We start from the raw sequence: 11879 nt of genomic DNA on the forward strand, positions 1-11879 counted from the left end.
TCTCCGTAAAGTCAGAACGTCGCTTGCACGCTGAAGTGCAGGCGCGGGTCGTATTTCTGGGTGTTGGGGCCGTCTTTGAGCGGGTAGCCCCAGTCAAGGCTGCCGGACAGCCACTTGCTCAAACTGGCGCGGGTGCCGAGGCCAACGCTGGCCAGGCTGTACTGGTCTTCCTGCTCCGGCAGCGGCTCGTGCAGGGACAGGTGCGCGCCTTCGGCAAAGGCGTAGAAGCGCCACTCCTGCACATAACTGCCGAGGAACTTGGCCAGGGACGGCGTGCGCAGCTCCTGGGAAAACAGGTAGCCCTCATCCCCGGTGCGCTCGGCGGCCAGGTAGCCGCGCACCGAGGTGGCGCCACCGGCGGAATACTGCTCGTTGGACACCAGGGGCCCGGAGGCCAGCTGGAAGGCGGTCTTGGACGCCGACTGCCAGTCGTTGGCGAAGGTGTAGGTGAAATTCAGGTCGCCCTTGAGCACCGAGAAACTGGCACTGGCCTCGTCGCGCTTGTAGTGGAACTCCTCGGCGTCGCTGCCGTAGCCGAAGAAGCGCCGGGTGCCGACGATCAGGTTCAGGCCCAGGCCCAGCTGGGATTTTTCGCTGTAGCGGTAGCCGTTGTAGCCAAAGGTCACGGGGGCGTACTTGAGCGGAATCTGGTCGCTGCTGCGGCCAAAGCGCATCTCTTCCTCGAAGTCCTTGAAGTCCACCCCCACCGACAGCGAGTTGGCCCAGTTGCCGGCCGCGGGCAAGGTGTAGATCGCCGACACCCCGTAGGAATGGCCCTTGCCCAGCACGTTGCTGCCGCCGATGGTGGCGATGTTGCTGTCGGACTGGTAACCGGAGAACTGCAGGGCCCAGCGCTCGCTCAGGGGCGCGGTGTAGGACCCGGACCAGACCTTGGCGTTGTCGGTGTCCTGGGGCGCGGTGAAATAGGTCAGGGAAATGCTGTGGCCCAGCTGCCAGAGGTTGTCGTAGCCGACATTGACCACCGTGCGCAGCTTCTCGGTGTCGGCGCTGTAGTCGTTGTTCAGGCCGACGCTGGCGTGCCAGGGGTTCTGGTCTTCCACTTGCAGGTCGACGTCCATGGTCCCCGGGCGCTGGCCTTCACGCACCAGCGGCATGACCTGGCGCCCGGCACCGCGATTGAGCCCGGCCAACTGGCTTTGCACCGTGGCAAAATCCGGCACCTGGCCTTCTTGCAACGCCGGCACCTGATCGCGGATCTCCACCGGCGAGTAATGCTTGGCCCCCACCACCCGCACCCGGCCGACCTTGGTTTCACTGACCTGCAGATAAACGATGCCGTCCTCGACCTTCTGCTCCGGCAGCTCGACGAACACCGACTGATATCCGCGCTCCTGATAGACCTTCTGCAGCGCATCCCGGGCGCCTTCGATGTCGGCCAGGGCTTTTTGCGGCCCGAGGAACGGATACACCGCCTCCTCGATGGCCCGCGCATCGAGCACGGTATTGCCGCGCACGAAGTACTCATTGACGTCCACCAACCGCGCCGCCGTGGCTTCAACCGCAACCGGCTCACCCTCCTCGGCCTGCACCGCTGGCGCCAGCGCCAGCACCGCCAACCAGCCACACAACGGCCACCAGCGCCCGCCACTGCCGGGTCGCCCTGATTTGCCCAGATGCTCCACACCGCCCCCTAAAAAACTGAAAATTGGCGCGCGCACGCGCATTGCCGTCGCCGTCTGCACAGCGTTTGGCTGCTTCAATTGCTGCTGATCGAGGTGTTTTCGTGGCGCGCCAGCCAGGTGTGCAACAGCGCAAAATTCAGCGAGAACTCGGGCATTTGCAGCAGAGCGCCGCAAAACACTTCACCGATGATTTTCTGGATCAACTGCACCGCCCGCGGGTTGTTCAACAGCGTGGCGATGTCGCGACTCAGGACACTGAAGGCCCAGACCTTCTGGTTCAGATCCAAACCGACGAACCAGCGAAACAGCAGGTTGTAACTGAGCTGTTCATAGAGTTGCTGCTCGCTGGGCACCGAATACAGCAACTGCAGCAACAGAATGTGCATCACCGTACGCGGCGCGATCAGCATGCCGGGCTCGGCATTGAGGCCCTGGAGCAGATCGCGGTGCTGATCCAGCAACTCATCGATCTGCGGACGCAGCAGCACCAGCGAATGCCCCGGCGGGATATAGCTGGCCACCTCCTTCAAGGCGCCCTGCCAATCATCCTGGGACACGATCCAGACCCACGGCGCCCCGTAGCGATAGACCGACACCGGCTTCTTGCGCGCCGCCTCGACAATCTTCGACAGCCGTTGATCCAGCTCCTGCATGCCCACTTTCGAGTAGCGTTCCATAGTCCCCATAGCCTCACTCCCGGCGTCCCGCCTCGGCTTAAAAAAGTGGCCTGGCGGCCCCCTCAAGCGCGTTACATACCCAAGACGTGCGTGGCGATGTGCTACCGAACTTTTGTCATAAAAGCTTCATTCACGAGAGGAACGCGCGAACGTTGTAGGAGCCGGCTTGCCGGCGAAGACTGCCGGCCGGACAACACTGAACTGTCTTTATTCCGCGCACGACCAGACCGCCCTCTTCGCCGGCAAGCCGGCTCCTACGAGAGGGAATTGTTGTGCTGAAGAAGGCTTAAAAATGCGCCGCCCGGACGGGCGCGCCGTTAGCCGTGGCTCTGGCTTTGGCTTTGGCTTTGGCTTTTGATCTTGATCTTCAAGCCCCTTCCCAGCCGGCCGAACGCAGGCGTTGCGCAGGGGGCAGCTCGGCAAGGATGCCGAGCTAGCCGCCACCCGGCCATGGATGGCCGGTTGGCGGCGGGCCACCGGAGCAATGCCGGAGAGAGGGAACCCCGAGCCCCAGCGAGGGGCCCATGGAGGGGCAAGCGTTTTTGGTTCCTTTTTGCTGGGCCGGCACTCCGGCGTTTGTAAAAAGGGACTCGCCGTAAGGGCGAAACCGCCAGCCGCCGCACCCGCAGCAACGGATATGTACCCCAACCACCCATAAAGACTGGCCGGCTCGCAGGCCGCCAAGTCCCCCTCCGCAATCCTACAAAACTTGCAGACGCGTCTGACTTGTCCCCCCAAGACCCAACGCCCATAGTCCCCACTCGCCCCAATGGCGACCGGGTTTGGCGACCTGGCTACTCACCCACAGGCGCTTCCGCTTGCAACCTTTGCCGAGGACCCATTATGTTCACGGCGATCTTTCATGGCGGCTGTACGCGGGAGATCCTCGGATCTGCCGATTATTGTGGGATGAGTCGGCTCGCCAACCCGCGTATAGCTGCCACCTATTCGACTGGCGACGACAGGACAGCTCCCTTACCCACAAGCGGAGGTTCCCATGACTCAGCAATACATCCCCATCACCGGCATCGACTGCCTGATTCCCTGCCTGTTTATAGACAAGACCGCACCATTGGACGTGCTGCATGCCAACGGTGCCGCACGTTTACTGGCCGTGACTCAACTGCTGGAAAGCCTCTCCCGCGCAGAACTGAAGAATGCTGACGACACCGATCTGCGACATATCTCCAACGCAGCGGCGATTCTGCTGCGTGACAGTTGCGACCTGTTGGGAGTGATGGGCTGGCGCCTTCAAGCCTGACGCCTGAGCGCTCCGCGCTGCTTGGTAGCGCGGAGCGTTGCAAATGGGGTCTTGGACTTTTTAGGGGGGAAAAGTCTTTTAAAAGTGGCTGCAATCGGCCAGAAGCAGCGCTTCACGACATGCCGCTATAACTCTGATGTAGCTTGGATTTCATTCTATGCTAAGAACATGCACACCGGGCTTGTGCCAGAGAATGGCATGGGCGCTGGGAAAGCGGTCTAGTAGGTCATGCCTTCGGCTCAGGTTTCCTCGTAGTTCTCGTCAACCTCATAGGCAAACAGTTTTGGCAGCGAAGCATTCGGATCGTGATCATGCATGGCGCCTCTGCGGATCAATTCAATGTTGCTATCACCGAAGCCAGCCTGCGGGGGCTTTGAGTTCGATAGTGCTATCTCGACATCGCGCACTTAGCCCCTGAATTCGCTTGGGGTTATTGAATTCAACGCTGTTACCAATTCGATTTCGGCATCAGAAGATGGGGTCGGAATTATCGCAACGATTGGATGTTGACCACGGTACGTTTACAGGAGTAAACGATATGAGTTCGGCTCGGCATGACTACCAGCAATTCCTAGCTTGGCTTCATGTTCCAGAACGCGGTGCTACCGAAGACACTCGACGGTTTGCAAATCTGGTCGACCAAAATTTCGACACTGTAGCCGCGAACTCGCGCGCTCTGAGCCGCCGATCGGTGGTATTGGCTGCTAAGGCTAGAGAGTCTCTGCTCAAGACAGATTTCACGCCTCCCGCAGTTGCTGGGGCGGTTACTGTTGGCCAGTGGGCGTGGAGCGCATTGGATCGTCTAACCGTCGGCCCTTTTCGTGGCTTCCGAGTGGCTGAGACGTTCATTTTTCCTCAACGAATTACCATGTTCTACGGCCCCAATGGCAGCGGCAAAACGAGCCTCTGCGAAGCGTTAGAGCTGGCGCTGTTGGGGGCCGTAGATGAGGCGTCGGCTAAGCGAATCCCTCCTCAGCGCTATTTCGCGAACCTTCACGAAAATAGGTATGAAGCTCCCGTCCTCGCTGCGCGAGGCGCGGACGGTCAGGTGTCGACAGTGCAAGCGGACTCAGAAGCCTATCGATTCTGCTTCGTTGAGAAAAACCGCATAGATAACTTTTCGCGAATTGCTGCTAAGAGCGCAGGCGAAAAGAAGGATCTGATAGCGGCCCTGTTTGGTATGGAGCAGTTCCATGACTTCGTCACTAACTTCAACGAGTCGATGGACCAGCAGCTCGACCTAGTTGCGATCAAACAGCAAGAGTTGGAAACACAGCGTGCAGCGCTGCAGCGCGATCAAGCGACAATAAATGGCGAGCTCCAAGCAGTTCAGGCAATCGCGCAAGAGGAAGCTGCCTATGCCGGAGCTTATGCTGCCGGCCTTTCGTACCAGCAGCTTCTTGAACTCATCGGCAACGATGCAGCTCCAGGTCGTCTGCATTACCTCAATGCGCAACTGGATGGGCCAACACCAGGTGTTTATGGCGTCAGCAACAACGCGTTAGCTATGGCATATCAGGCTGCTGATCGTGAGCATGAGCGGCTTGAGGATGTGGACAAAAGGCTCACTGCAAAGACTGGTGAGACCTCCTTCCAAAATCTGTACAACGCGGTTCTTGGCCTACAAGCCTTGTCGCCCGATAACTGCCCCGCTTGTGGGACGCCAATCAATGGTGACTATCACGTTGTACGTGACCCATACATGCAGGCACGTAACGGTCTGGCTCAGCTTCAAGAGCTCGCCAACTTGCAGGCTGAAAAAAACACAGTGCGAGGCGAATGGGAACGTACTTCCCGAGGTTTGGAGGGGCTTTTAACTGCCTTCGGTCAGCGAGTTAGTGCCCACCCTGATCATGTAGATGACAGGTTGCGATATCTCGCGTCACCTGGTGCTGACCACAGTACTGCCTGGTGGAAAGCGAGCTATGTAAAACAAGGCGATACGCCTTCGATGGCGCAACGAATCGTCGACTTAGCAGCCGAGTGCGAAAGGATTGATGCTCAGACAAACCAGGCACTGGCAGATCGCGCGGCACTGGCACATGAGCGCACTCGACTCGTTCAGGCAGCGCAAGCTGTAGCTGGTTTTCAAACACGCCGCGCTGAGGTGGCCCGACTAGTTGGCATAGCTAGACAGACAATTGCCAACTTTGACCAAGCAAACGCAGCGCTCATCGATGCAGTGCAGCAAGAGGCAGCGCATCTAGCACTCGGTCTACGCATTAAAGCGGCCTACGACGAATTCTTGAGGCTACTCAGGCAGTTCAGATCAGAGCTTCCCGGTGCGCTCATAGCGGGGCTTAACACTGTCGCTCTGGAGATCTACAACGAATTCAATAGACGCGATCATGAGGGCGACAAACTAGCGGCACTTTATCTGCCGACCAACGAAGACGAGCGCATCGGACTGGCGTTTCGCGCAGCTCCAGAGACCAGGGTAGATGCGTTGCACGTCCTCAGCGAGGGGCATGTTCGTTGCCTGGGTGTGGCAATCCTTCTTGCAAAGGCACTGCATATTCAGGCGCCGACGATCATCTTTGATGATGCGATCAACGCGATTGACACCGAGCACCGTGAAGGCATCAGAGAGGCGATTTTCCAGAGCTATCGCTTCGCAGCAACTCAAATTATCGTCACGTGCCACAGCAGCGAATTCATCAAGGATCTGCAGAATCATGTCGAGAAAGGCCAATGGACGGCCTACTACTTCATGCCTCACATCGGGGATCACCGACCGCAGGTAAAAGGTAACGAGATCACCTTCAACTACCTGGAGCAGGCCCGTGCCGCCTTGGACATTGGTGATTGGCGCAATGCGTTGGGTGCTTCTAGGCAGGCCCTGGAGATGCTCACGGACAAGATTTGGAAGTGGCTAGGCAAGAACGATCTCGGTGTAATAACCCTGCCGTTAGCTGGCCGAGGGGCGGATCCAAATCTGAGAAATCTCTGCGAGGCTTTGAAAAAACGGCTCGAAGACGCCAGAACATTTGTGCATCAGGACAAGCCAGTCCTCGTTCAAGGGCTTGGTGACGTCATAGGTGTTCCGGTTCAATCGAACGTATGGACGTATTTAAACAAAGGAGTCCACGAGGAGGCTGACAGAGATGACTACGATCCGAACCTCGTCCGCACCATTGTGGAGACCCTTGAAAGGATGAATCAGCTTCGGCTTGGCTCAATGCCTGTTGCTATCGCTGGAGCCGCCCAGGCGGCAGTTACGCAAGCGGTCGCTGACGCGGTCAATCCGCGATAACTGTCCTCAGCCATCAGTGACCCTGCGGCACGTAAGAATGAAGAGCTAGGCTCTTCCAGTGCTGTCGACGACCTCCGGGAGTTGCATATGGAATGCTTCAGAGTCGACGAAAGCGGCTATACCGGATTTGACCTGCTAAATCTTGAGCAGAGGTTTCAAGGGGCCGCGGCCATTGCCATTGATGACGATCAGGCCGGACGCTTGATCCAAGAGCACTTTCCTAAGTTACAAGCGGAAGAGCTCAAGTACCGGGCTCTGTCACGCCGGTCAGCCAATCACCCACGGCTTCTGGCGTTAATGCGCGATGTCCTGACCCATCACAAGTGTGTTACGTACGTTTGTGACAAGCGATTTCTGCTGCTACTGATGTTTCTAGATTACGCGGTTGAGCCGTACTACTACGAGCGCGGATGCGACTTTTATAAGGATGGTCAGAACTATGCGCTCGGGTCGCTGCTTTATGTGGCGGGCCCCACTCTTCTAGGAGAGGCAGCCTTTGAGCAGTTGCTCTTTTTTTTCCAACGCGCCGTAAAGGAAAAAAGCCCAGCAGCACTAGCTGACCTCGTAGCAGCTGCTCGCGCCACGCGCTGGCAGGAACTACCGGAGGCGTTGGGGCCTTTGGCGAAGTATGCCGCGCCGGAATGCCTTCAAGCGATCGCCACATCAGGTGTCACCACTGACGCCGCTTTTGTGGTGTTGCAATCGCTGATAAGCCGGATGGAAGTCATAACTGATGGTCCCTACTTGGTTGAACATGATCGGTCCAAGAACCTGCTCACTTACCATGACTTGCTGCTGCGCTTTATTAATCACAAGGACGAGGTCACATTTCGCCAATCGGAGATCGCGAGCCTCACCTTTCCACTCAAGCTCCAGTCAGTGACGCAAGTCGACTCAAGGAGCAGTCCTGCAGTACAGCTGGCGGACGTAATGATTGGTGCTGCCATTGAGGCGACTAACACACTTACGGGACAACGCGCCGGAGGGTTGAATCCTCATGATGTTATGTCCCTCTACGCGGATCATCAGATAATCCACATGCTGCCTTCGACTGACTTCGAAGGGCAGAAACGTTTCCGCCAGGGTACGCAGGCCAATGAGGTCATAGATTATTTTGGCAAAAAACTCAGTAAGCCCTAAGTGATATTCCGCTTCGGGTGGAAAGCTATCCTCATTAGACGGCTGCTTTTGGCCGGTTCCTGCCCTCCGTGAAAGGCAGCTTTGGGAGACTCTGTACGAAAAACCGGAACTCCAATCATGGCCCCTCGTTAGCTCAGTTTTTGTAGAACCCCTACTCCTCTACAAGAAGGAATTCTGCAATTGCAAAGCGTTACGAGTTCTCAGATGAGACCTGGTACATGGTTGCCGATCTCCTTGAACCCCAAAGTGGGCCATACACGCGCCCGTAGCGCAGGTCGACGACCACTGTCCTGATGCGCATGTTCGTGGAATCTGCCCTCGCCAGTGGCCCATTCCTACCCTGCCGGCGTCATCTGGACCGCTACACAACGCCCTTTAGTTCGCACCTTCTCCACCAGTCGCGCTCTGTTGACGAACACATTGATTTCGCAACTGCCTGAGTGCTGCACGTCTTCCCAGTATTCTGCATGCACAAGTTGCCCGTTCTGCGGCCCCGTGTAAGTACCCGCTGCTTCACGTGAGACATAGCTACTGTCACGTACATATCTGAGCACGACCATATCTTCCTTCGGCGCCACCATGATCTGCCTTGGCACGCCGAAGAAGTCGATCAGTTCGCCCACCGGGCGATCTTTCCAGGCACTGCTGGCCGACAATGATGCGCAGCCACTGAGCAAGGTGGCGAGCAGGGCCAACATAAACAATCGGTTCATAAGGTCTTCTCCCTGAAGGCCAGGTTACTTGGCAGACATCTGCGCGAACCCTTCATCTATCTTCTGCATGATGGCCGCCTTGGCCGCCTCGCGGTTCAATATCTCGAAGAACTGCGGCCCTGCCTTGCTCATTTGCGACGCGGGCATCACACCCAAGTGCTCCATCTTCTTGGCCTGGCGTTCAGTCGGCTTACAGACAAAGTCACGGCTTTGTGCCAGCCAGGCGTCAGGTTTGCTCTGCCACTGGCTGGAATACTTCACGTTGCGAAAATCATTGAACACGCTGCGAAAATCCGCCGCACCCATGATGCGCACGCGGTTCTTCGCACAATCGATTTCGACATCGTAAGCGGTGAAGTTGGGTTTGCCGGGCTCTTCGTAAAGTTGATAGACACCCAATGATTTCGCGCCACCTGGACGATTGACGATGTGAGTGGGGTCGCCGTCGGCGATGAAGACCTGATTCTTACCCAAGGCCCCCTGGTGGTGAACGACCCAGTAGTCGCCCTTCAGCACTTCGCTCGCCTGGGCAGCGAGGGCACTACACAGTAATGCGGCAGGCAAAAGCTGCCTTGTAAAAGCGATCATGGGGGCGGTCCTTTGCCGTTATTTTTGAAGGCAATAGCTTCGCCCCCTGAGCACGTTGCAAAGGGCTATCTAGCACATCCGTCCTATGCCTTTGACGAAAACAGCGGTCGCAAGCCCCCCATGGAGCAAGCCCGCGGAACCCTCGCTGCGCCGCCAGGTGGGCTATGGCGTTGGCCCTGGTGGCCGAGGAACGTCCGCAAGTGGCCGATAGCTGTCCTCAACCAAAGTTTGCCTTGGGTTGAGGATTCAACCGGTCGACGCAACAGATTGGCTAAATGGCCCTGCAGGCGCTTCGTATTTCAGTTTTTTGCGAGCTCATTACGGATCAAAACTGAGTCGATGAGCACGAGCATTTTCGCGGACAAAAACAAGCGAAGTGCAATCTGCCAGACCGTCTTACTTTTTAAACTCCACCCTATACATGTTCCAAATATTCCAAGAGAACCTCGTCACCGAGGTAAGGGCCGTCATCACTGCCGTCCATTGCCGGCTCGTCAAAATCAATCCATACGCTGGTAATAATTCTGTCTCTTCCAGCCATAGTTCGTTGAGTAGCAGATAACTCCACTTCACCACTCAGGGCTTCTTTTATATATTCAGGAGGTAACGAAACCACTCCAACTCCGCCATTCGGCCACCACAAGTGAGGCTTAACTTTTACCCTGTCACCATCATTGAATTTCATTTATTCTCGGCCATGCTACCGACTTTAATTTGCCATTTGACGCTTGGTTGAGAGACGAGCTTCAACCCGTTTCGGTGAGCAAAGCGAACGACTTGAACCCGTTGTCAAATGCTCAACTTCGCCCGGCAAGTACAACACAAAAACCGAACCCCGGCTCGGCCCGTTCCACCCGCCCTCCATAGAGAGATCAAGCCAGCCTATGCACTGTCACAACTTCCTCCTGGGGCATATCGAAGTCGAAGTGCAGGAACGCGCCTACGATCTGCATAACTTCTATAACGCCAGTGCTGTCCAACACGACGTCCTGAAAGGCTCGCTGACACTGACCTTCAACCGTCTGCAACAAGACTGGGTGCCCGCCGAAGAGGCACGCCAGATCATCCTCAGCTTCAGTCAACTAAGCTATTTCTGCGCCGATGCCAGAGAGCTGAATGCCTTCGAGAGCGACCTGGGCTGCGTGCATGCCATAGGCGTGGTGGAAGCCGGCGCCGCCACCGAGACCTTCTACCTCTCGGACCAGTTCCCTGCGGATCATCACCTGGTGATTGAATTCACCTCGGGCCTGATTCTGCGTTTGCAGGCGCAAGAGGCGCAGTGCGCCTTGTTCTTCTAATGAGCCAAAAGTATTAGCCGCAGATGCAATTCACTCCCGAACAACTGGCCCACAACACCGGCACCAGCGCCATGGACAAACAATGCCAACAATGACTGCCGAGCCTGACGGCGTCTGAGCGAATCGACGTTCTCAAACGCCTGTTGCCACTGAACTTCAGCTATGCACCGCTATTGCTGCAGGCCACGCAGTTGTCCCGGCAGTAAAACCAGCAACTGTTCAAGCACTGGCTGCGCACCGAGCACCACAACACCGCCCAAGAACTGATCAAGCGCCTGCAACCGCTGTTGGGCTCTGGCGCATCTCCTCGCAAGAGACACTGAGAGCCCCATGAGGCCCAGAACTAAGCCTGCCTAAGCAGTAGGCAGAAATGATGCGGCGCTTTTGTCTCATTACAGACCTGAATTTCACAAAAAATCAGAGATTGGCCCGCGTCTTGAGAAAGACCAGATAGTGTTCCTCTTCAGCAGCAAAAATATCCGCCCCCGCCCCCATGTATGCACGCATCAGCTCATCTGCTGCGTAGTCTTCTTGACCCTCATCAAGCAGGACCTGCCCGAGTCGCAGATGCAAAAAAGGATTACCAATACCTCCTGGGCAGGTCATTGCATACTGCAAAGCTTCACGGGCTGAGGTCTTGAATCCTGATAGAAAGCAAGCATCCGCGATAGCAGCCAGAATCCAAGTTGCAGCCTCCCAGTCGTTTTTGGGCTCAGGGATCAACAACCAAGCTTTGTTGTATTGGCCAATAGCCTCTTCAAAACAACCCGACTCAGCCAGCAGGTCGCCAGCGGCACTGAGCTGTTTGATTTCTTCGTAAAGGTCCGGACTTAATTCCCCGTCATTGTTCATCATTACCACTCCATCGGTTTGTTTTAGCCAAACATAGGGCCAAGTCAGGTCTTTGTGCAGGTGTACCCCGCCACCAGCATAAACATCATCTTTTGCGGGTTCTCACAGGGACAAATTAACTCGTCAAACATCAGCGCCTGTGGCCACGATCTTCTGGCACATCGCGTCACAGAAGACCCGAACCGCACCCAATTACCACAGCAACAGTCGCCTGGAATAGCCGCGGCTCCTTTCCCTACCATCCAACTCAACCCCCAAGTCACCATGAACGCAGCAACGGATAAACCCCGAGAGAACTGACCGGTTCTCAAACCGCCAAACCCCGTAGCGCAATCCTACAGAACTTACAGAGTCACCTGACTTTCCCCCCAGGGCCCAACACCCATAGTCTCTCTCGGCTCGCCAAACCGCATTTAGAGTGCCCCTAGCCCTGCTAGCTTCCAAGAACCGCAGA

At 56.6% G+C, this 11879-nt stretch carries 10 protein-coding genes; 4 read left to right on the forward strand and 6 right to left on the reverse strand.

Annotation, left to right across the window (positions count from 1 at the left end; all coding sequences use genetic code 11):
* Positions 1–11: 11 nt before the first annotated feature.
* Together POS17_RS16020 and POS17_RS16025 are read right to left on the reverse strand one after the other, a co-directional pair.
* Entirely contained in the window at positions 12–1685 is a 1674-nt protein-coding gene (locus POS17_RS16020) for a ShlB/FhaC/HecB family hemolysin secretion/activation protein (protein ID WP_442963106.1), read from the reverse strand.
* Between the two features lie 32 nt (positions 1686–1717).
* Positions 1718–2320, reverse strand: coding sequence for a transposase (locus POS17_RS16025; protein ID WP_060839484.1), 603 nt, complete (start codon positions 2318–2320; stop codon positions 1718–1720).
* Positions 2321–3317: 997 nt separating this feature from the next.
* Between POS17_RS16025 and POS17_RS16030 the strand changes: the two genes are divergently transcribed.
* From POS17_RS16030 to POS17_RS16040, 3 genes are all read left to right on the forward strand, one after another.
* Positions 3318–3581 carry a hypothetical protein gene (locus POS17_RS16030; RefSeq protein WP_060839485.1) on the forward strand — a complete coding sequence of 88 codons (264 nt, stop codon included), beginning with the start codon at positions 3318–3320 and terminating at the stop codon, positions 3579–3581.
* Positions 3582–4080: 499 nt separating this feature from the next.
* The gene (locus tag POS17_RS16035; protein ID WP_231978955.1) at positions 4081–6834 is read left to right on the forward strand and encodes an AAA family ATPase; all 2754 of its coding nucleotides are present in this window, start codon (positions 4081–4083) and stop codon (positions 6832–6834) included.
* 87 nt (positions 6835–6921) lie between these two features.
* Positions 6922–7974, forward strand: coding sequence for a DUF3800 domain-containing protein (locus tag POS17_RS16040; protein WP_060839487.1), 1053 nt, complete (start codon positions 6922–6924; stop codon positions 7972–7974).
* A 335-nt stretch (positions 7975–8309) separates the two neighbouring features.
* Here the strand turns inward: POS17_RS16040 and POS17_RS16045 are convergent, their stop codons facing one another.
* The 3 genes from POS17_RS16045 to POS17_RS31730 form a co-directional block, all read right to left on the reverse strand.
* Entirely contained in the window at positions 8310–8687 is a 378-nt protein-coding gene (locus POS17_RS16045; protein WP_060839488.1) for a hypothetical protein, read from the reverse strand.
* A 24-nt stretch (positions 8688–8711) separates the two neighbouring features.
* Positions 8712–9275 carry a hypothetical protein gene (locus POS17_RS16050; RefSeq protein ID WP_060839489.1) on the reverse strand — a complete coding sequence of 188 codons (564 nt, stop codon included), beginning with the start codon at positions 9273–9275 and terminating at the stop codon, positions 8712–8714.
* Between the two features lie 415 nt (positions 9276–9690).
* Complete coding sequence (locus tag POS17_RS31730) at positions 9691–9960, reverse strand: hypothetical protein (RefSeq protein ID WP_148654965.1); 270 nt, start codon at positions 9958–9960, stop codon at positions 9691–9693.
* A 199-nt stretch (positions 9961–10159) separates the two neighbouring features.
* Between POS17_RS31730 and POS17_RS16060 the strand changes: the two genes are divergently transcribed.
* Positions 10160–10573 carry a hypothetical protein gene (locus tag POS17_RS16060; protein WP_060839491.1) on the forward strand — a complete coding sequence of 138 codons (414 nt, stop codon included), beginning with the start codon at positions 10160–10162 and terminating at the stop codon, positions 10571–10573.
* A gap of 417 nt (positions 10574–10990) precedes the next feature.
* On the opposite strand, the gene POS17_RS16065 is transcribed toward POS17_RS16060, so the two are convergent.
* Complete coding sequence (locus POS17_RS16065) at positions 10991–11428, reverse strand: tetratricopeptide repeat protein (RefSeq protein ID WP_231978956.1); 438 nt, start codon at positions 11426–11428, stop codon at positions 10991–10993.
* Positions 11429–11879 lie beyond the last annotated feature (451 nt).

This window comes from Pseudomonas sp. Os17, assembly GCF_001547895.1.
In the GTDB taxonomy this organism is placed as follows: Bacteria; Pseudomonadota; Gammaproteobacteria; order Pseudomonadales; family Pseudomonadaceae; genus Aquipseudomonas.

Coding starts and splice junctions, on each gene's coding strand:
- POS17_RS16040 (WP_060839487.1), top strand. CDS start 6,922: ATGGAATGCTTCAGAGTCGACGAAAGCGGCTATACCGGATTTGACCTG.
- POS17_RS31730 (WP_148654965.1), bottom strand. CDS start 9,960: ATGAAATTCAATGATGGTGACAGGGTAAAAGTTAAGCCTCACTTGTGG.
- POS17_RS16060 (WP_060839491.1), top strand. CDS start 10,160: ATGCACTGTCACAACTTCCTCCTGGGGCATATCGAAGTCGAAGTGCAG.
- POS17_RS16020 (WP_442963106.1), bottom strand. CDS start 1,685: ATGCGCGTGCGCGCGCCAATTTTCAGTTTTTTAGGGGGCGGTGTGGAG.
- POS17_RS16025 (WP_060839484.1), bottom strand. CDS start 2,320: ATGGAACGCTACTCGAAAGTGGGCATGCAGGAGCTGGATCAACGGCTG.
- POS17_RS16045 (WP_060839488.1), bottom strand. CDS start 8,687: ATGAACCGATTGTTTATGTTGGCCCTGCTCGCCACCTTGCTCAGTGGC.
- POS17_RS16050 (WP_060839489.1), bottom strand. CDS start 9,275: ATGATCGCTTTTACAAGGCAGCTTTTGCCTGCCGCATTACTGTGTAGT.
- POS17_RS16065 (WP_231978956.1), bottom strand. CDS start 11,428: ATGATGAACAATGACGGGGAATTAAGTCCGGACCTTTACGAAGAAATC.
- POS17_RS16030 (WP_060839485.1), top strand. CDS start 3,318: ATGACTCAGCAATACATCCCCATCACCGGCATCGACTGCCTGATTCCC.